Here is a 20939-nt window from a genome sequence, read left to right on the forward strand (position 1 = left end):
CGTCAGTTACCGATTACGTTTCCGTCGGTGCTGGAGCACGATCTGCAGCATATCTGGTACCACTCCTTCGGCTTTAACCGCTATCGCGGCTATGACTGGATGCCGGAGCCCTGCCGGTCTTGTTCGGAGAAAGAGCAAGACTACGGCGGCTGCCGCTGCCAGGCGTTCATGCTGACCGGCAACGCCGACAACGCCGACCCGGTGTGCGGCAAGTCGCCGCACCACGGCACCATTCTGGCGGCGCGTGAAGCGGCGAATCGCTCGCAGATCGGTATCGATCAGCTGCGCTTTCGCAATCAGACCAACTCCCGACTGATCTTCAAGGGCTGACGATGACACTCGCCGCTTCGTGGCAGCTCGATAACGGTTTGGCCGTCAGGGCGATAAGCACCCCGGCCGCTGAGGGCGCCGCCGCGCTGGTGTGCATCGAAGCGGGCAGCTTTCAGGCGCCTGCCGCCTGGCCCGGCCTGGCGCATCTGCTGGAGCATATGCTGTTTCGCGGCAGCGCGAACTTCAGCGCGCAAGATGGGTTGATGGGCTGGACGCAGGCGGCCGGCGGCCGGCTAAACGCCACCACCCAGGCCACGCAAACCGCGTTTTTCTTTGAAGTGGGCGCTGACCCTCTGGCGGAGGGGTTGGCTCGGCTGAGCGATATGCTCGCCGCCCCGCAGCTGGCGGCTGAGGCAATCGCCCAGGAGATCGAGGTCATCGACGCCGAATACCACCTGCTGCGCGCCGACGGTGAAACCCGCTGTGAAGCGGCGCAGCGGCAGATGTTCAGCGGATTTGACGCGCTGCATCGCTTTCATATCGGCAGCCGCGCCGCTTTCGGCAGTGATATTTCCGCATTGCAGCAGGCGTTGCGGCAGTTTCACCACCATTATTACCGCGCACCGAACATGACGCTGTGGCTGCAAGGCCCGCAATCACTCGAGCAGCTGCATGCGCTGGCACAGCGCTACGGTGGCGGCTTGCCGTCGGGCAGCGCCACGCCGCCCGAGACATTGCCGCCGCTGGACGCCGGACAAGATTACACGCTGTCTCTTCCCGGCGCGCCGCAGCTGCGGCTGGTGTTTGCCCTGCCGCACTGCCGTTCACGCGGCTGGCTGCGACGGCTTGAGCGTTTATTGCTGGACGATGCGCCAGGCGGGCTGCTGGCACGGCTGCGCGCGCACGCGTGGGGCGACGCCGTTCGTCTGGATTATGCCCGCTGCGGCGAAAACAGCGCCCTGCTGAGTTTTATTTTCACCGTCAATCACGGCTCGGCGTCTGAGGCCGCCCATATCGAAAGCGCCTTGCTGGCATGGCTGCAGGCGCTGAACGCGCTGACACCGGGCCAGCTTGCGCATTTCGGGCAACTGGCGAACCGCGATTTTCACCGTTTGGCGCCGCTCGATCAGCTGCGGGCCAGGGCATTGGGGCTGCCGCCGACGGAACAGCATGACGACTGGACACGGCAACTCGCTATGCTGATGGCAGCGCCGCGCCGCCGCCTGGCCGTGCTGCCCGAGGGGGGCGGTGAAACACGCGAAATCCAAGGGCTGCCGCTGACCCTTGGCCCCTTCGTCGGCGCCGTGCTGACGCCTACAGTGGAGCCTTTCCGCTTTTTCTCCGCTTCGGCGGCGCTGCCGATACCGCCCTTGCCGGCCGGCCAGGCGCCGCTGCAGCATCTACGTTCCGGCGAGGCGCAGCCGGTGCTGTTGCTGCGCCCATCGTCGCATGGCGCACTCAGCGAAGAACAGGCCTGTGGTTTGCAGGCGGCATTGCGCCCCGGAGCGGCCGAGTTAGCGCATCGGGAGGGACATTTAAGCGTCGAACGCCACCAGGGTGTGTGGCTGCTGCAGCTGGCGGGCAGCCACGGGCTGATCTGCCACGGCCTGAACGTCGTGAACCGGGCCCTGACGGCGCAGCCGCCGGCCGTCATCAACGAGGCGGCGAGAAACCTGCGCCACGCGCAGTTAAAACAACAAAACGATATCGCCATTCGCCGCCTGTTAGCCCAATTGCCGGCGGCGTTGAACGACTCTACGGCAACGGCGCCACACTGGCATGCCACCCTGATCGGCGGCGATGGCGAGTTAAAACGGCGGCTGTCACATTTGCTGTATGACTTCCCCTACGCCATAACGGCTGAGCCGCAAACGCCGCCGCGTTTACCTCCTCCTGTCACGCTGACGGAAAGCGGCGCCGAACACGCTTTGCTGCAGTTTTACCCGCTGCAAAGCGATGAAGCCGAAGGCCGCTGGGCGCTGCGCGTGCTGGCCCGGCTTTACGCGCCGCGCTATTTTCAGCGGCTGCGCGTGGAACGCAACGTGGGCTACGTGGTGCAATGTGCCTTCCACCGCTGCACCCATGCCGAAGGCCTGCTGTTCGCGCTGCAATCCCCGACGTTCACTGCGGAACAGCTGCGGCAGTTAACCGACGAATTCTTGCAGCAGATGCATCATGAGCTGACGCACGTTAGCGTTGGTGAGCTGGAGCAAACACAACAGGCGCTGCAACAAAACTTGCAACGCCTCAGCGCCGAGCCGTTGCAACGCGCGCGGGAGATTGCGTTGGAAAATCGCGCGACCATTGCTGCCGCTGCGCCAATCACGCTGACACAACTGTTGCACTGGCAGCAGCGGCTGTTCGTTGCCGGCTGATATTGCGCCGGTGTCCACCCGACGCAATATAAACGCAGCAAGACAACGAATAACCAAGGGAACGATATCTCAGAAAATCGTGAGCGGAGCGACGTGAAACGTGATGACCGCGTTCAGAAGCGCCGGCCGAGGCCGAGGGATAAGAAGGCGTTGTTGGCTAGTTATTTCTCTTCAAGATCTTCCCTGTCTCAGCCCAGATTTGACTACGGTAATGATCGTCTTCCTGAGAGAAGAAAAGTACGGTTAGCCCATCCTTGTCCAACAGCGCAATGCCATCGGGGGCGGGACGCCATGCGGCAGGCTCTTGCGGCAATACGTCGGGCGTGCAATCAGACAAGAATTTCAGGCTATAGCCGCCAGCCGAATCCACACTTTCCGTGTTGAGCTGCACAACACAAGATTTTGATTTATCACTGACCGTCCACTGCCCGGATAGCGTTTCGGCGGAAGGTAAAACCAGGCTGCTTGCCATAGAGACTCCTGAAAACAAGAATATTATTCCGACAAGAATAAATTTATACATAGGTGGCCCATGTGAAACGGTGGGCATCATCGCCCACCGTTGCCATTTTAAACGATAAAATCAACAGCGACGTCAGCCTGTCCAACGATGTGCACCAGGAAGTCTGGATTTGCACCGCCCTGGATGTTGAAGGCCAGTTCACTCAGATTGTTCTGGCTATCATAGGACAATAGCGCCTCACCGGCCTGCCCGCTGAAATGATCGACGAACTGAATGAAATCACTGCCTTTATCGCCTTGGTTGAAGAAGGACAGATCGATCTTGTCCTTGCCTGACTCAAAGTCCCAAATTGTATCAGGTGCCTGAACAGGCGAGTCATTAAGATCAGAGAAGACAAAAATGTCATTACCGTCTCCTCCCCATAATTGATCCTGACCAGCCCCGCCGTAAATAACATCATTGCCGGCGCCGCCTTTGAGCGTATTGTCTGCGTGATTCCCAACGATGATGTCATTACCTGAGCCCCCTATCGCGTTTTCGATGGTGACACCGGCAGCGATGGAAACATTCCCTTTTAATCCCCCGACGTCGGAGAAAGCGCCTTCGTTCAAGTTGATACGTTGATTTTGGCTATACCCCGAGAAATCAAGGGTATCATTACCACCTGCATCCCAGACAGACATCACCAGCTTGTCGTGGCTGCCCTTGAGTGTATAGAAGTCTCGGTCTGTATTTGAATTAAACCCGTAAACGGTGTCGCCGGTTCGGGTGGTCATGTTGGCACCGTAAAGATGTTGGATGGCCGCGATATCATCAACCAGCGGTGCAGCGGCATAGTAGTGGCCATGATCCGCATCGGTAATGGATTCATTCCAGTAACTCATTACGCTAAACTGCCGGGTATCTTCGGCGTAAACTGCCTTGGTATAATTTGGGCTTCCTTGCCCCGCATTATACGTTCCCGGATGATCTAACCCGAGAGTATGGCCAACTTCGTGGGTAATGGTTAAACGGCCGTAATTACCCAGCTCAGGATGCAAGTTTTCAGAATGGTTCTTAATATTATACCAACTTTGCCCATCAGAATTGTATCCTCTGTAGTCATTGCCATTATATGAGAATGGTTTCAAGGCATACGCTTGCCCTTTCCCCTCATAATTCCCAAAAGTAATATTGGAAGGTTGATCCGATGCCACTTCGACAAACTTTAGGTTGGCAACATCGGCCCAGGATTGCAAAGATAACTTCGCCTGTTCTTGTTGATGTTGCGTGAACGCACTTAGCCCCGTATCGCGTTCTGAGGAGCGGTGGCCCAGATTCAGTTCGTTATATTCCCAATCCGGGAATGAATAGGTCACCGTCGCATCTTTGCCCGTGACGTGAACGCCATTCCAGGTTTTATCGCTGCGCGCTATCTGCAACCCCGCATCATTTATGTCATAGGACGGTTTATTATTGATCGTCAAACCATTCCCGCGCTCATGATAGTGAATAAGATCGTTAACACTGTCCCAACCTGTTTTGTTTCCATTCATGGTATTACCCATAGCTTTCTCCACAAAGAAGCTAGTATTAATATGACATCCGAAATGTCTCTTGGGGTTAATCAAAGTCCTGAGAATAGCGGTAACCCGATACGCCCCATTCTTTTTGCCAATTCCTTTACAGCCAGAGAGTAAATTTAATTTTAACCGCCCGAGGCCTCCTTACCTATGATTGAGAACGTATGCAACTCCGTGAGATCGCGATATATCCGCGAAAAATGCGTGGAAATAATAGACCGCCTTGATCCGGCCATGGCTTAATACTGAGATCTGCTGGTTGAGGCTAAGTGAAGATGCCGCCCAAGAGGCCTGATGACAGCGGCCGTTCGATACATTGTCTCGTTGCCAGAGACCACAGCAGACGTGGTCCCGTGTTATGAACGTTGCCTGTCATCCGAACCGCTACCTGGGGATCATTACGTGAATGCATTTGCGACACCATCCAGTTTTGCTAATGATTATCATTCGCGAGGCTATCTCACACGTCAGCAAAGTGTCAACAGATGAAACAAAACATTTCTTGATTTATATCATCACTTTTCTCGTCATCGCCCGGGAGCCGTGCTTTGGCGCCTGTTAAAACGTGCATAAAATGGTGAGCATCACCGCCATAAGCGAGGATTTCTTCAGCATTGGTGCATAGCGCAAGCAAAATGCCGAGCGCAACAACAGCATGGCAGCTAAACATTTCGCCACATTGAAACATCAATATTGATTACTTTTTCAGACAGTAAAACATCGTGGTCGGAGCACTTATTTTTCGATGCAATATAAGAGGGGCTTATAAATAACAGGAGTATTCCTAATGCGTTCTTGCGTAATCTATTTCATGCTACCAGGCTGGTTCTTAGCCGCGCCCGCTGGCTATTCCCATTTTCATTGGCAATGACTATATTGAAAGAGGCTCTGCTATAGAGCAAGAATATGGGTAATTTTCCGAGGAAATACCGCATGACCCTGTTGCCCAAGCAGAGTAATAACAAAAATCCGATTGATCTCTATAGCGAAATCGTAGACGACTTGCCGGGTCTGATTTGCTTCGGCAACCGCCTTGGCGGTTACTTCAATAAGCAGTGGCGCGACTATACCGGCGCCATCGCCGGTGAGCACGCCGCCGCAGACTGGCTCGATGCACTGCATCCCGACGATCGCGATCGCCTGGCCGCGCAATGGCGCCAGGCGATCGTTGCCCTCTCCTCGTTCGCCGGCGAAGCCCGTCTGCGCGAGCGCAGCGGCGCCTACCGGTGGTTTATGCTGGCGTTTAACGCCCGTCAGGACGGCATGGCGCAGGAGCCCAGCTGGTACCTCACCGCCACCGACATCCATCCGCAAATGCTGCAACGCCAGCAAAACGTTCAGGCGCTCTCTATCCAGCAAGACATGCTGGACGCCAGCGTCGACTGCATCAAAGTGATCAATCACGACGGCACGCTGCGCCACATGAATCGCTCCGGCAGCCTGGCGCTCGGTCTTGATCCGGCGCAAAAAGAGTTTGGCATGCCCTGGCTGGGGCTGCTGTCCCCCGAGATCCGTCGCCGCGGCAGCAAGGCGCTGCGCAACGTCAGGGCCGGAAAAAATGCGCGCTTCACCGGATTGAGCGTGACGCCGCAGGGTAAAAAACAGCACTGGGACAACATTCTCACACCGGTCAGCGATGAACACGGCGCAGTGGCCGAGATCTTGTGCGTCTCGCGCGACGTGACGTCGCAACGCGTGATGGAACAACGTCTGTTGCTCGCCAGCGAATATGACGAATTGACCGGCCTGCCCAACCGGCGCTTATTCAAGAAAAAGCTGAAGCAAGAGATGAAGCGCGCCCTGCACGGCAAAAAGTCGCTTGGGCTGATGCTGCTGGATCTTGACCACTTCAAGCTGGTGAACGACACGCTGGGCCACGCGGCGGGCGACCATCTGCTGCGGGTCTTGGGTAAAAGGCTCAGCGCCTGCATGAATGCGCATTCGTTCGTCTCCCGCCTCGGCGGCGACGAGTTCGCCGTGGTGATCAGCGATGTCGAAAACGAGCAGGATATTTTCCGCATCGCCAACAAGTTTCTGCTGCAGTTGGAGACGCCGATCACCCACGGCGGCAAGACGCTGCATTGCGGCATGAGCATCGGCGGCGCCATCTATCCCAAAGACGCTCGCGACGCTTCGGAGCTGATGAAATGCGCCGATACCGCGTTGTATGAACTGAAAGACGGCGGCCGCGGCGGCGTCTACATGTTCGATCGCAAGATGATGGACAAAGCCCGCGCCCGCGCCAGCCAGCTCAACTACGCGCGCCAGATCGTGCGCGACAACTGCATCCGCCCCAGCTACCAACCGAAAGTCTGCCTGATCGACGGCAGCATCGTCGGCTTTGAAGCGCTGCTGCGCTGGCACTGCCCGCAAAACGGCGTACAGCTGCCGGCGACGGTAAGCGAGGCGTTTAACGACTACGAATTGGCAACCAAGATCAGCGAAGCCATGCAGCTGAAAGTCTTCGCCGATATCGCCCGCTGGCGCGCGGCCGGCGTGGCGGTGCGGCCTATTTCGCTGAATGTGTCGCCGATCGAGTTTTTACGCGACAACTACGCCGAAACCTTCCTGCAACGTCTGCTGAAGTTCCACATTCCCCATCACCTGATCGAACTGGAAGTGACCGAACACGCGTTCAACAAGCACGGTTCGAAATACGTACTGCGCGCGCTGCAAATGCTCAAAGAGATGGGTATCCGCATCGCGCTGGACGACTTTGGCACCGGCCACTCCTCATTCAGCCATATCATGGATTACCCGCTGGACTGCATTAAGCTGGACTGCGACTTTATTCAACGCATGAACACCGAACCGGCGATCCTGGCGATCGTGGAAAGCATCGGCATTCTCGGTCAAAAACTGTCGATCGATATCATCGCCGAAGGCGTGGAAACCGAGCAGCAGCGCCAAACGCTGTGCGAAGCCGGTTTCCATATCGGCCAGGGTTTTCTGTTCAGCCGGGCGGTGGAGTCCCAGCAGGTGCCGACGCTGCTGCAGGCGATACTTCAGCCTGCCGAAGGCGGCATGGCGAATCGTTAAATCGGCATCGCATGCCCCACATTCGGGGGGTTGATCCCCCCTCTTTTCCTCTGCTTGTTTCACGCCTCCCGCACCGGAATATTTGTGAGAGCCCTCACAAAGCATAAACGTATCTTTACATTTTTGAACGGTTAAGCTTCCGTTCTGTCAGATTTGAGTGTATTCCAGAGCGTCAAAACGATTCTTTTTCCACTCAATTGGGAACGTTACCGGAGACTTGTTAAGAAATAGTTAATTTAAATCAATGCACTACAAATAATAGCAGGAGGTACTGCGATGCACGAAAGGCAAGAGAAGAATGCAATGTTCATTTCGTTCGATGCCGTCTCGGTCTCGGGGATCACGGTGGAAGCAATGAAGATTGCCAAACGACTGCAAGCCTGTGGATTTCGCTCTTATCTTGATCTGGGATACGACATCAAGATTGATAAGGGAAACTTTAATAAACCCTATCAGCATGAGCATGACATCTACCGCGATGTCTTTACGCTGGTCCGCCTGGACGACATCACGTCGATTCCAGATTACCACCCCGCCTTTCTCGACTACGCACACGCGGCGTTGATCGGCCAGAAAACGCCCATTGACGAGCAAGAAAAAGCCGCTTTGTTGCATACCATCGCGTTGACGGCGCGGCAGCTGGCGGATCGCCTCGTCGCCCAATGGGAAGCGCTCGCAGTCAGCCATGTGGTGGTGGAAAACGGCACGCTGCCGGAAAACATCATCTATACCAAAGCGCTGTATCTGGCGATCGAAGATTATGGCCGACGTTATCGACTGACGCGTTTCGTCATCTGGCGCGATCATGACCTGATGTGGAACAGCGAAAAAAAGGTGCTCAAATACGGCCCGCCACCTTATTCTCACGCCATCAAACCTATCCCTTCAAAATACATTACCTATGTCACGCTCAATCACGATCTGAAGCAAAAGCTGGAGGCCTGGTGCAATCATGATGTCCATGTCGAGGTAAAGAAAAATACCTATGACTTCTCGGACAGTCACGAAAGAACGAATGTCAGAAAGCAGATGAATATTCGCGATAATGATCTTCTCATTGCCAGAACCACCCGCATCATCCCTCAGAAAAGATTGGACCGCGATATTATGCTGATCAGCCGGCTTAATGATTTATTTATCCGCGACCACAACACTCGACGCGCCTATTTGGCGATCGCCGGCAATGAATATGAAAATCCGTCATGTTATCTGCAACTCGCCAAATTGGCGCAGGAACTGAATGTTCTCCCCTATGTCAAATTCGTCGGCATGCTTCCCCATGTCGATATGCGCTCGGAAAACGACGCGTTTTGCATAGAGGACCTCTATCACTCTTGCGACCTGGTCTCTTTTCTCACCTCGTATGATTATGATAGCTATGGCAATCCTATCGGTGAAGCGATCAGTTGCCGCCGTTGCTATATCACCACTCGCTACGAATATTATCACGAAGTCTACGGCCGGCATGGGTTTGAAGCGCCCGTCATGCCGATCTCCGAGTTACAGGATGGGCCGCCGAACGACGAATTCATCCAGGAAGTCTACCGGTTCATTAATAACAAGGAGCAGATGAAGCGCGTGGCGGAAAAGAATTACGCGCTGGGCAAGCGAATTTTATCCAACAACGTCATGGAGTTCTTAAATATCAGCTAATCATCGAATAACGTGACATTTCATTTTCAGACAAGCCATTTCTAACTGTGGACTTTCATTAGCCCTTGGAGGATCTATGCGTGATACTGTTTTTGTGTCTGTCGTACTGCCCGTTTATAATGAAAGCGACCGTATTGAGGCGGTTTTACTTTCGCTGTTCAATCAGCACACCAAGAATGAATTAATCACCCACGACACTTACGAACTGATTGTCGTTGATAACAACTCCACCGATGATTCCGTCGCTAAAATAAACGCGTTTAGTGAAAGGCATCCGGCTATGGCCATTCATGTTATCGCCGAAACGGTGCAGGGTGTCTCCTCGGCCAGAAAACGCGGCATGGACTATGCGTCGCTGCGTTCTAAAGCCCGCGACAGCCGGCTGGGAAATAAACGCAAGCACTATATCGTTTCCGCCGATGCCGATTGCACCGTGGATGCATTTTGGCTTTACGAGCTGGTGAATACCATGATCGAGCAACAAGGCGACCTGGGCACCTGCAACTATTACTACCCTCCCGCAGAGTTTGAGCACCGCCCCAACCTGTTCCGCGAGATCCAAAAAACGCTGCGTCTGCGCGAATTTTCGTTCTCCCTGTTCGGCGGCTTCCCCGACGGCAAAGGGTTCGGGGTGGAGCGCAGCCTGTATGACGCGGTAGGCGGCATCGAAATCTTCTACCAGCTCAACCATGGCCGCTTTGTCGAACACCTGTCCGACGACTGGGACTTCGGCATTAAGGTCATCGCCTACGGCGGCAAGCCGGTTTACGCTCGCCATGCTTACGTTGAGATCAACAGCCGCCGGGTGGACACCATTCTCGATGAGGTGATCAACGGCATCGCCTACGGCAAGGACGGCATCATTATCATGAAGGACGTCCGGCCGGACGTTGAGCGGCAGAAAACCGCGCTGGCGGACGCCACGCCGGCGGAGGCGAAACTGGCCTGGGACTACTCGGTCAAGGATTACACACCAAAGAATATCTTACTGCCGGTGCTGCTCAATCCGTATCTGCTGTTGGAAAACAGCGAAGTGCGCGATTTCTTCTCCGGTTCGCTGGCCGACAGCCTCTACCGCCGCATTCACGAGCTGAAACACGAGATGCGCATCATCGATTTCAAACCGATCCATGCCTACAAAACCCCCGCCTATCGGCTCTACCTCGAATTTCGCGATGCGCTGTTTGCCGCCATGCGGCGCGCCGTCGGTGACGATATCGGCTTCCCGCCCGCATTGCCGGCCTGCTTCGATACGATCAAAGACGAGGATTTCACCCGCTTTGTTTATTACTTCTGTGAAGACCGCGAGTCCGGCGAAGCCCACAACTATTTCGGCAACGGAGGGGTATTCTGATGAACGACGAAGCCTTGCACTCATTGCTGGATATCGATGAAAACTATCCCACGCCGCGGGTGAACGCGTTCCTGGCGCAACCGGAAAACCGGGCCTTTCTGGAGTACGTCCATAAGGATCCGTTCGGCTGTCACGTGTTCCCCGGCGATCTCGTCGACTACCCGCTGGCCGCGTTTTTTGCCGATATGGAGGCCGACATTCGCCAGGCGGGCAAAATCCACCTCTGGGCCTATATCCCGACCTGCCGCTATCGCTGCCATTTTTGTCAGTACCCCACGGTGATCCTCAATCCCAAGGCGCCCGCCTCTCAGGCGGTATTCCGCGATTTGGTCGATTTCAACATCAAGGAGGCGCAAATGTGGCTGGCGCGCGTGCCCAGCCTGGCCGAAGTGGAAATCGGTGAATTCAACGTCTTTGGCGGCACGCCGTCCTTGCTGCCGGAGCCGGAACTGCGCCGCATGATGGCCTTCTACTTCAGCCACTTTAACTTCGCCAACGCCACCCTGCGCTTCGAAGGGGAGCCCGGCACCCTGAACAAAGCCTATCTGGCGCTGCTGAAAGAGCTCGGCTTCAGCAAAATCAGTTTCGGCACCCAATCCTTCAATGACGACATCATCACCGCCTGCGGGCGCATGCACTCGGCCGAAGAGTGCGTGGAGACCATTCATCACGCGCGCGCGCTCGGCATTGATTGGGTCAGCGTGGATCTCATTTACGGCATGCTGGGCCAAAGCGTGGACGACGTGAAATACGACATGGAAAAAGCCCTCGAGCTGAATCTGTCGCACGTCGTCTGCACCAAGCTGCACATGGATGAGTTTATTAAAAATCGCACCGGCGTCTCGGGCGAGCGCGAAAGCCTGTGGCAGAAAAAGGGGCTGATCAGCATCAACAACCTGCGCTTCCCTGGGCTGGGCAAACAGTATCAAATGCGCGAGCTGGTCGAGAACTACCTGAATGGCGGCTATACCGAACACCCCACCATGTACTTTCACCGCAATGACCAACAGCCGGAAAAGTGGAAAGCGCTCATCACCGATCTCGACAAGCAGTATCCGGAAGTGGCGATCGGTTTGGGCGGCAGCTCCAAATCGACGCGATCCGAAGCCATCAACATCACCGGCTACAAGAAGTACAAGGAAGCGCTCAACCAAGACCGCCTGCCCATCGAGGAAAGCCGCGGCTTCTCCCCGATCCAGCGTGAAGTGAACGCCTTCAAAATGGCGCTCTCCACCTTGCTGCCGGTGGACGATCGGGTGTTTAAACGGCGCTTTGACGGCAACAGCCTGTTTGCCAACCCGGTCATCCGCCGCACGTTGAAAATCCTGGTAGATAAAGCGCTGGTCACCGTCGATGGTCCGTGCGTGACGCTCACGCCCATCGGCGTCACGCTGGTCGAAGCCATTATCAATACCCAATTTTCCGCCGCATTCGCCAATCAGGAGTGAAAGATGACGACGATAGTCTCCGATCCCAAACCGGTATTCAGCTTCTATTACATCGGCATCGATACCGAAGCCGGCGTCACGCCACAACAGTTTGAAACCTTCGTGCGCGAACAAGGCGTGCATATCCCCTGTTATCCCGGCTGGCGCTGGACGTTGCTACGCGGCCTGCGCGGCGAACGCGTCGGGCAATACCTGATGCTGTACGAGATTGACAGCGCCGAGCAGCGCGATCGTTACGTCACCGCCACCGGGCAGCGAACGGCGCACGCGCACGAATTCTGGCGGCGGCATGCCGCCGCGCAGGAAATCCTCGCCGAGTGGCGAAAACTGGGCACCTACAGCCTGCTGCCGACGCTGTTCAGCGATTATCGCCTGCTGGCTGAGAACAGAAAAAGCGACGTGCCGCCCGGCCCGCGCTACCGGGAACGGCCGGGCGAACCGCCCGAGGCGCGCATTATCGGCATCCACAATCTGGCGCTGCGCGAAGGCGTGACCCCGGCGCAATTCGAACGCTTTATCGCCGAAAATCACCATCGCATTGAGGATTATCCGGGTTGGAAGTTTCACTTGCTGAAGGGAGAGCGCGGCAATCGGCTCGACCAGTACGCGGTGATGATGGAAATCGTCAGCCTGGCGGCGCTGGACGTGTTCTATCCGGAGCCCGATATCGCCACCGCCGAAGCGGCAACCTTCGCCAAAGCGCATCGCGACACCAAGCAAATGTATGAAGAGTGGAAGCAACTGGCGTCATTTTCCGGTTCACCGCAGATTTATACCGATTATCTGTCCGTCGCACAGAGCCGATCGTCATGATGCTGCCTTGGCTAACCGGCGAGGCCGCAGAGAATCATCGCCGGCAAATCGCCACCCGAGCGATCTTCTTCCTCGCCGGGTTGGGCATGGCTGCCTGGGCGCCGTTGATCCCTTTCGTGAAAGCGCGATTGGGCATCGATGACGGCGCGCTCGGTTTGCTGCTGTTTTGCCTCGCCGCCGGCTCCATGGCGATCATGCCCTTCGCCGGTTATCTGATCGCCAAACTGGGGTGCCGCGCCGTGTTGCTGGGCGCTGGCGCCTTGCTGTGCATCGACTTGCCGCTGTTGGCGTTACTCGATGCTCCGCTGTTGATGGGGGCGGCATTGGGGGTATTTGGCGCCGTCAACGGCATCATGGATGTGGCGATGAACTCACAGGCGATAATCGTCGAGCGGGAGAGCGGCCAGGCGAAAATGTCCGGTTTTCATGGCTTCTACAGCCTTGGCGGCATTGCCGGCGCCGGCGGCGTCAGTCTGTTGCTGCTGGCGGGCCTCGCCCCGGCCCAGGCCATCGGCCTGATCGCCCTCCTCATCGCGATCCTGCTGCTGATCGTCGCCGGCGATTTACTGGCGCACGGCGGCATCGGCGAGCGGCGACGGGGCGGCGCGCGGTGGGCGCTGGCCCACGGCAAGATCCTGTTTATCGCCCTGCTCTGTTTCTTCGTGTTCCTGACCGAGGGGGCGATGCTCGACTGGTCGGCATTATTCCTGCATGCCGAGCGCGGCGTGGCCAAATCGCAGGCGGGGATCGGGTTCACGCTGTACGCCGTCGCCGTGGCCTGCGGGCGGCTGTATGGCGACAGGCTGATCGGCGCCGTCGGGCGCTTCCGCACTCTGCTGCTCGGCAGCCTGTGCGCTGCGGCAGGCGTGCTGTTGACCGTCACCGTCCCTCTGGCATCGGCCGCCTTTGGCGGGTTGATGCTCGCCGGCCTGGGCATCGCCAACATCGTTCCCATTCTGTTCAACGCCGTCGGCAATCAAAAACAGGTGCCGCCTGGCCAGGCGTTTCCGGCCGTGACGCTGGTCGGCTATCTCGGCTTATTAACCGGCCCGGCGCTGATCGGTTTTATCGCCAATTACACCAGCCTGGCCCTGGCGTTCGGCTGCACGCTGCTGTGCCTGTTGCTGGTCAGCATCAGCGCCAAAGCCGTGACGAACACATCTCACTAACTTAACTTGCGAGGATCGTTTAATGCATGCATCAACCACGCCGGTTTTCTCCCTGCACTACGTGGGAATCAACCTGAAACGGGGCGTCGCCTCGGATCGTTTCGAAGCGTTCGTTCGCCGTAAAGGCGTCGCCATCCCGGCCTATCCCGGCTGGCGATGGACGCTGCTGCGCGGCCTGCGCGGCGAGCGTGAAAATCAGTACCTGATGGTTTATCAGGCTAAAGACGCCGCCACCTACGCGCGCTATATCGACGGCAACGGCGAGCTGACCGACGAGGCGCACGCCTTTTGGCGGCAGCGTCCGGAGGCCGCCGCGCTGATTGAGGAGTGGAAAACCTTCGCGACCTTCGCCGAACTGCCGACCCTTTACACCTGTTACCGCCTGGTGGCCGAGAATAGCCGCAGTTCATTGCCGCCCGGCCCCAATTACCGCAGCGAACCGGGGAAGGAAAACATTCAGCGAGTCATCGGCATTCATAACCTGGCGCTTAAAGCGGGCGTCTCGCCCGAGCAGTTTGAACGGTTCATTATCGACAACATCCACCGCGTGGAAGACTACCCGGGCTGGAAGTTTCACCTGCTGAAGGGCCAGAGCGGCAATCGGCTGGACCAATACGCGGTGATGCTGATCATTGAAAGTCTGGCGTCGCTCAACGCGTTCCATCCGGAGCTCGATGTCTCAACCGAGCAAGCGCTCAGGTTCGTGGCCGAGCATCAGGACACCGAACGCATGTACGACGAGTGGAAAACACTGGCGTCGTTCTCCGGCGCGCCGCAAATCTACACGGATTACCTGGCGATTGGCGGCAACGAGAATGACGCCCATCCGGCGTAAACCGCGCGGCGGCGTTGAGCGCCGCCGCTTTCACGGCCGCCGTTCGCCGAACGGCGCCAGCTTCATGCCGACCAGCGTCACCACGCAGATGATCGCCCCGGCGTAAAAGGTGGAGGCGGAACCGAACAGTTCCCACAGGGTTCCGGCCCCGAGACTCGCCAGCAGCAATGCCACGCCGCTGATCAGATTGAACATGCCGAACGCGGTGCCGCGCAGGTGCTCCGGCGCAGTGTGCGCCACCATCGCCGCCAACAGTCCCTGCGTCATGCCCATGTGCACGCCCCACAGTGCCACGCCAAACAGCACGCCCGCCCAATGATCGCTCAGCGCCAATACCAGGTCGGCGGCGATCAGCACCAGCAGCCCGGCTTTCAGCAATCCTTCATGGCTCATGCGGTCGGACAGTTTTCCGAACGGATAGGCCGAGCAGGCGTAGACCAGATTCATGGCGACCATCACCAGCGGGATCAGCGCCAGCGGCGTGCCGCCTTGCTGCGCCTTCAACACCAGGAACGCTTCACTGAAGCGCGCCAGCGTGAAGATCGCGCCGATGCTCACCACCCACCAATAGCTGCGCCCCAGCAGCCGCAGGTTGGCGCGAGTGATCGGGTTGGTGCGCTTGTGGATTATCGCGGCGGCCTGCTCTTTCAGGCCGAAAAACAGCAGCGCAATCGCCAGCGCCGCCGGGATCGCCGCCACCCAGAAGATGGCGCGAAAATCGTTGTGCCACAGCAGCATCAGACCGACGGCGAGCAGCGGCCCTAAAAAGGCGCCGACGGTATCCAGCGACTGGCGCAGCCCGAAAGCCGCGCCGCGGATCTCCGGCGGCGTCACGTCGGCCACCAGGGCATCGCGCGGCGCCCCGCGGATGCCTTTGCCCACGCGATCCAGCAGGCGCGCGCTCATCACCATGCCGGACGACGATGCGATGGCGAAAAACGGTTTGCTGATGGCGCCCAGCCCATAGCCCAGCAGCGCCAGCCCCTTGCGTTTGCCGAGGTAATCGCTGAGCACGCCGGAGAACACCTTGACGATCAACGCCGTCGCCTCCGCCAGCCCTTCGATCAACCCGATGACGATCACGCTGGCACCGAGCGTCGTCGCCATAAACAGCGGCAACAGGCTATGGATCATCTCCGAGGAAACGTCCATCAGCAGGCTCACGCCACCCAATACCCACACGCCGCGCGGTATGCGGCCCAACGTAGCGAAACGCGACGACATGGTGCATCCTCGATCGATTCAGCGCCGCCAGAGGCGCCTCATGATTTTTCCAAGATTGGTTAGTTGATTTTGTTCGTTCACAGATCTGCCGCCTTTAGAGATAGTGCAACGACCGTGTGACACCCATAATAATGAAGGTAATTAACATAATGATATATAGCAAAAAGATGATAGTGATTGCGGCGCTGCTGAGTTTTTCCGCCGCCGCCGCACCAGGCGTGGATCTCGTCGCCAACGAAACGCCGATCCACACGGTGAAGAGCGCCGAAGCCGTGGCCAAAATCCCCGCCGGCTTCCGGTTCGTGGAACCCGGCACGCTGACGGTTGCCATTTCTCTGCTGGGCAGCGGCCCGCCGTTCGGCCTGTACGCCCGCGACAATAAAACGGTGATCGGCAGCGAGGCGGACATTGCGCGCCTGGTGGCCGACGGTTTGGGGTTGAAACTCAAGCTGGTGCCCACCTCGTGGGAAGACTGGCCGCTGGGGGTGGCCTCCGGCAAATATGACGCCGCGGTTTACAACATCACCGTGACCAACGAACGCAAGACCAAATTCGATTTCGCCACCTATCGGCAGGATACGCTGGGTTTCTACGTCAAATCCGACAGTAAAATCACCCAGATCAAAACCGCGCCGGATATCGCCGGTAAAAAGATCATCGTCGACTCCGGCACCAATCAGGAAGCGGTGCTGCTGGCCTGGGACAAAGAGAACCGCGCCAAGGGGCTCGCGCCGCTGCAGCCGGTGTATGTCACCGACAAGGCCGCCTCCACGCTGGCTATTCAGTCCGGCCGCGCCGACGCCACCTTCGGGCCCAACGTTTCCGGCGCTTATCAGGCGCGGCTGACCGGCAAAACCCGGCTGGTGGGTATCGTGCCCGGCGGCTGGCCGAAGACCGCCAACATCGCCGTCACGCTGAAGAAAGGCAACGGCCTGGTGGACGCGGTGCAGGCTTCGCTCAACAGCGCCATCGCCAACGGCAGCTATCTGCAGGTGCTGGATCGCTGGGCGGAGAGCGACGAGAAGATTGCCCATTCCGAGATTAACCCGCCGGGGCTGGGGGATTGAGAGAGCAACAGGCCCCGCGCAGCGGGGCCTTATCGCCGCTCAATCGCGCCGCCTTATTCCGCCGCCGTTTTCTACCTCCCCAGCTTGCGGTACAGCGTGCTGCGTGAAACGCCGAGCGCCTTCGCCGCCCGGCTGAGATTGCCGCCCGCCCTGTCGATCGCCGCCTGCAGCGCCCCCAGATCGGTATCGGCGTTCTCTTGCCGCGGCGCCAGCACCGCGATGGACTGAGGAAGATCGTCCAGGGTAAGCACCGCATGATCGTCCGCCAGCGCCAGCAGCACCTTGAGCGTACTCAACAGTTGCCGCACGTTGCCGGGCCACGGATAGCGCGCCAGCATCGCCAGCGCCTCCGGCAACAGACGAATGTCGCGCCGCTCGCCGCCCAGCTCTCGCCACAGCTGCAAAATGAAGGCCTCCAGCTGCGCCCGCTCTCTGAGCGGCGGAATGCGCAGGCTGTATTCCTGTATGCGGTACAGCAAATCCTCGCGAAACGCCCCCGCCTCTACCTGCCGATGCAGATCGTGGTGCGTGGCGCAGACCAGCGCAAATTCGACCGGATAAGCGCTGCGGCTGCCGAGCGGGGTGACCGTTTTTTCCTGTAACACCCGCAGCAGGCGCGTTTGCACGCCCGCCGGCATGTCGCCGATTTCATCGAGAAACAGCACGCCGCCGTCCGCCTCGCGGATCTTGCCGATGTAGCCTTTCGGATTGGCGCCGGTAAACGCCCCCGGCGCATAGCCAAACAGTTCGGATTCGATCAGCGGCTCAGGCAGCGCCGCGCAGTTGATCGCCACGAAGTTGCCATTGCGCCAGCGGCTCTCTTGAAACAGGCGGCGGCTGAAATGCTCTTTACCGCAGCCGGTTTCGCCGGTCACGCACAGCGAAAGGCCGGCGTTGAGAATGCGCAGCGCTTTCTGATGCTGCTCGTCGTGCCGTTCCGCCGGCGGCGCAGAACGCAAAGCGCTGACGCGGCGCTGCGGCGCCTCAAGCAACGAATAATAGTGCTGTTGATTGCCGGCCAGCGTCTGGCGCGGTGCCCCGGAAGGCTGTCGCAACAGGTCGGGAAACAGCTGGGTGAACTCAACGGAGCCGAATGAGGCCGATGAGAGCTGGAACTCCATCATCGCCAGTCGATTGGCGGCGATCAGCACTTCGTCGTGAAACACCAGCAGCAGCTCTTGCGCGCTGCCCAGGCAGCGGGCATCGGCGTGCAGACGCAGCGTCCAGTGGCGGTCGGCGATCGCGCTTCTGACCCAGCGGTGTTCGATATGCCGCACCGCCTGCATGATCAGGCGCTGTGCATCGCGGTACGGGCGCTGCGCGGGTGCGGAGAGATCCAGTATGCCGGCAATGCGGCCATCCGGCCGATAGATCGGTGCGGCGGTGCAGTTCAATCCGGCATTTTGGTTGAGAAAATGCTGGTCGCCGCGCACTTCGCAGAACGCGCCCAGCGCCAGCGCGGTGCCGATGGCGTTGGTGCCCCGCTCCGCTTCTCCCCACTGGTTGCCCGGCGCCAGCGCAAAGCGCGACGCCTTATGCAGAAAGTCGGTATTGCCGCGGGTTTCCAGCACCAGCCCGGCGGCGTCGGCGATCACCACAATGGCGGGCTGGCGCGTAATTTGCGCGCCCAGCTGCTCGATCAGCGGCTGTACCCGCTGCGGCACCCAATCGTTGCGGCTGCGCAGCTCTTCGAGCAATCCGGCTTTGATAAACGGGATATGTTGATCGGTGCGCGTCAAGCCATAACCCTGGCTGCGTTGCCAGGATTCCGCCAACGGCTGGGTCAGCAAGCTGGCGCCCTCTGCGGGCAAGCGGTCGTCAGACAACATGCGTTTCTCCCCCGTTCGCGAGTGTTGCAAATGTGTATCATAAATGTGTATCAGGCGTTGCGACACGGGACACAAAAAATCATCGGCGACGGCGGCGCCGCCCGAAGTTCTCAGCCCTCTCAATGCTTAAGGTTTTAATAACTCGTTCTTTTTTTACGGATGCTACTTCTGTCGCTAATCTGGCACGCGCCGTGCTTCTCTGTGCTGCGGCGACAGGCCGCATTCACAGGCGCAGCCCAATAGCGCCGCTTTTCATCTGCAGAGAGGTGCTTAACATGAAATATGTCCACCCCGGTTTGCCTGGCTCGCTGGTTTCGTTCCGCAAACGCTATGGCAACTACATTGGCGGCAAATTCGTCGAACCGGTATCCGGCAACTACTTCACCAACACCTCGCCGGTGACCGGCCAGCCGATCGCCGAATTCCCGCGTTCCGACGCCAAAGACATCGAGCTGGCGCTTGACGCGGCGCATGCGGCGGCGGACGCCTGGGGTAAAACCAGCGTGCAGGAGCGTTCCAACGTGCTGCTGGCGATCGCCGATCGCATCGAATCGCGGCTGGAGATGCTGGCGCTGACCGAAACCTGGGACAACGGCAAACCGATCCGCGAAACCCTGAATGCCGATCTGCCGTTGGCGGTCGACCATTTCCGTTACTTTGCCGGTTGCCTGCGCGCGCAGGAAGGCACCGCGGCGGAGATCGACCAGAACACCGTGGCCTACCATATCTATGAACCGCTGGGCGTGGTCGGCCAGATCATTCCGTGGAATTTCCCGCTGCTGATGGCCGCCTGGAAACTGGCGCCAGCGCTGGCGGGCGGTAACTGCGTGGTGCTGAAACCGGCGGAACAAACGCCGCTCGGCATCAGCGTGCTGATGGAAGAGATCGGCGATCTGCTGCCGCCGGGCGTGCTCAACGTGGTACAAGGTTTCGGCGCCGAGGCCGGCGAAGCGCTGGCGCGCAGCAAACGCATCGAAAAAATCGCCTTCACCGGCTCCACGCCGGTCGGCCGCCACATCCTCGCCTGTGCGGCGGAGAACATCATCCCCAGCACCGTCGAGCTGGGCGGAAAATCGCCGAACATTTATTTTGAAGACATCATGCAGGCGGAACCGGAGTTTATCGACAAAGCGGTTGAGGGGCTGGTGCTGGGCTTCTTCAACCAGGGGGAGGTGTGCACCTGCCCTTCACGCGCGCTGATCCAGGAATCCATCTACCCGCAGTTTATGGAGAAAGTGCTGGCGCGTATCGCTACCATCCGCCAGGGCGATCCCTTCGACACCGAGACCATGATCGGCGCCCAGGCGTCAAAACAGCAGTACGACAAGATCCTGTCCTATATCGAGATCGCTAAAAACGAGGGAGGCAAAATCGTTGTGGGCGGCGAGCCCGCCCAGCGCGGCGACGAAGTGCAAAACGGTTTCTACCTGCAGCCGACGCTGATTACCGGCAACAACAGCATGCGTTTCTTCCGCGAGGAGATCTTCGGGCCGGTGATTGGCGTCACCACCTTCAAGGATGAGGCCGAAGCCCTGGCGCTGGCCAACGACACCGAGTTTGGGCTGGGCGCCGGGCTGTGGACCCGCGACATCAACCGCGCTTACCGCATGGGCCGCGCGATCAAGGCCGGGCGCGTGTGGACCAACTGCTATCACCTGTACCCGGCGCACGCCGCGTTCGGCGGCTACAAGAACTCCGGCATCGGACGCGAAACCCACAAGGCGGCGCTGTCGCACTATCAACAGGTGAAAAACCTGCTGGTCAGCTACGACGCCAAGCCGCTGGGCCTGTTCTGAATCCGGCGTAATGGCAAGAAGGCCACCCGCAGGTGGCCTTCT

Annotated in this window: 15 protein-coding genes and 1 pseudogene; 11 read left to right on the forward strand and 5 right to left on the reverse strand. The window is 58.5% G+C overall.

Annotation, left to right across the window (positions count from 1 at the left end; all coding sequences use genetic code 11):
* Together ACJ8IJ_RS17345 and pqqF are read left to right on the forward strand one after the other, a co-directional pair.
* Window positions 1–330 (forward strand): annotated as a pseudogene (locus tag ACJ8IJ_RS17345) (pyrroloquinoline quinone biosynthesis protein PqqE); the annotation flags it as partial.
* Between the two features lie 2 nt (window positions 331–332).
* Complete coding sequence (gene pqqF / locus ACJ8IJ_RS17350) at window positions 333–2645, forward strand: pyrroloquinoline quinone biosynthesis protein PqqF (RefSeq protein ID WP_442518399.1); 2313 nt, start codon at window positions 333–335, stop codon at window positions 2643–2645.
* 157 nt (window positions 2646–2802) lie between these two features.
* Here the strand turns inward: pqqF and ACJ8IJ_RS17355 are convergent, their stop codons facing one another.
* The 3 genes from ACJ8IJ_RS17355 to ACJ8IJ_RS17365 form a co-directional block, all read right to left on the reverse strand.
* Entirely contained in the window at window positions 2803–3117 is a 315-nt protein-coding gene (locus tag ACJ8IJ_RS17355; RefSeq protein WP_004928502.1) for an AprI/Inh family metalloprotease inhibitor, read from the reverse strand.
* Between the two features lie 98 nt (window positions 3118–3215).
* Window positions 3216–4655, reverse strand: coding sequence for a serralysin family metalloprotease (locus ACJ8IJ_RS17360; protein WP_021504590.1), 1440 nt, complete (start codon window positions 4653–4655; stop codon window positions 3216–3218).
* A gap of 493 nt (window positions 4656–5148) precedes the next feature.
* Window positions 5149–5340, reverse strand: a complete 192-nt coding sequence (locus tag ACJ8IJ_RS17365; RefSeq protein WP_131164199.1) for a hypothetical protein — start codon at window positions 5338–5340, stop codon at window positions 5149–5151.
* Window positions 5341–5603: 263 nt separating this feature from the next.
* Between ACJ8IJ_RS17365 and ACJ8IJ_RS17370 the strand changes: the two genes are divergently transcribed.
* The 7 genes from ACJ8IJ_RS17370 to ACJ8IJ_RS17400 all read left to right on the forward strand — a co-directional run bounded on the left by ACJ8IJ_RS17370 (window position 5604) and on the right by ACJ8IJ_RS17400 (window position 14981).
* Window positions 5604–7709: a putative bifunctional diguanylate cyclase/phosphodiesterase gene (locus ACJ8IJ_RS17370; RefSeq protein ID WP_280631604.1), complete on the forward strand. Its 2106-nt coding sequence runs from the start codon at window positions 5604–5606 to the stop codon at window positions 7707–7709.
* Between the two features lie 276 nt (window positions 7710–7985).
* Window positions 7986–9362: a glycosyl transferase family 2 gene (locus ACJ8IJ_RS17375; protein WP_033645489.1), complete on the forward strand. Its 1377-nt coding sequence runs from the start codon at window positions 7986–7988 to the stop codon at window positions 9360–9362.
* Window positions 9363–9438: 76 nt separating this feature from the next.
* The gene (locus tag ACJ8IJ_RS17380; protein WP_031299974.1) at window positions 9439–10716 is read left to right on the forward strand and encodes a glycosyltransferase family 2 protein; all 1278 of its coding nucleotides are present in this window, start codon (window positions 9439–9441) and stop codon (window positions 10714–10716) included.
* On the forward strand, window positions 10716–12164 hold the full coding sequence (locus ACJ8IJ_RS17385) for a radical SAM protein (protein ID WP_049188827.1): 1449 nt from the start codon (window positions 10716–10718) through the stop codon (window positions 12162–12164). The genes ACJ8IJ_RS17380 and ACJ8IJ_RS17385 overlap by 1 nt, the downstream gene beginning before the upstream one ends.
* Window positions 12165–12167: 3 nt before the next feature.
* A complete protein-coding gene (locus ACJ8IJ_RS17390) occupies window positions 12168–12977 on the forward strand; it encodes a hypothetical protein (protein WP_049188829.1) in 810 nt (269 codons plus the stop codon).
* Window positions 12974–14146 carry an MFS transporter gene (locus tag ACJ8IJ_RS17395; RefSeq protein WP_044031248.1) on the forward strand — a complete coding sequence of 391 codons (1173 nt, stop codon included), beginning with the start codon at window positions 12974–12976 and terminating at the stop codon, window positions 14144–14146. Before ACJ8IJ_RS17390 ends, ACJ8IJ_RS17395 begins: the two co-directional genes overlap by 4 nt.
* 22 nt (window positions 14147–14168) lie before the next feature.
* Window positions 14169–14981, forward strand: a complete 813-nt coding sequence (locus tag ACJ8IJ_RS17400; protein WP_004928526.1) for a hypothetical protein — start codon at window positions 14169–14171, stop codon at window positions 14979–14981.
* A 30-nt stretch (window positions 14982–15011) separates the two neighbouring features.
* Here the strand turns inward: ACJ8IJ_RS17400 and ACJ8IJ_RS17405 are convergent, their stop codons facing one another.
* A complete protein-coding gene (locus ACJ8IJ_RS17405) occupies window positions 15012–16205 on the reverse strand; it encodes an MFS transporter (RefSeq protein ID WP_442518400.1) in 1194 nt (397 codons plus the stop codon).
* Window positions 16206–16354: 149 nt separating this feature from the next.
* Between ACJ8IJ_RS17405 and ACJ8IJ_RS17410 the strand changes: the two genes are divergently transcribed.
* Window positions 16355–17272: an ABC transporter substrate-binding protein gene (locus tag ACJ8IJ_RS17410; protein ID WP_021504584.1), complete on the forward strand. Its 918-nt coding sequence runs from the start codon at window positions 16355–16357 to the stop codon at window positions 17270–17272.
* A 71-nt stretch (window positions 17273–17343) separates the two neighbouring features.
* Here ACJ8IJ_RS17410 and ACJ8IJ_RS17415 read toward each other — a convergent pair whose 3' ends face one another.
* Entirely contained in the window at window positions 17344–19101 is a 1758-nt protein-coding gene (locus ACJ8IJ_RS17415) for a sigma-54-dependent Fis family transcriptional regulator (RefSeq protein ID WP_442518401.1), read from the reverse strand.
* Between the two features lie 275 nt (window positions 19102–19376).
* Between ACJ8IJ_RS17415 and exaC the strand changes: the two genes are divergently transcribed.
* The gene (exaC, locus tag ACJ8IJ_RS17420; RefSeq protein ID WP_048323427.1) at window positions 19377–20897 is read left to right on the forward strand and encodes an acetaldehyde dehydrogenase ExaC; all 1521 of its coding nucleotides are present in this window, start codon (window positions 19377–19379) and stop codon (window positions 20895–20897) included.
* Window positions 20898–20939: the final 42 nt, after the last annotated feature.

The organism is Serratia sp. CY40230 (assembly GCF_052168835.1).
GTDB classification, from domain to species: Bacteria; Pseudomonadota; Gammaproteobacteria; order Enterobacterales; family Enterobacteriaceae; genus Serratia; species Serratia nematodiphila.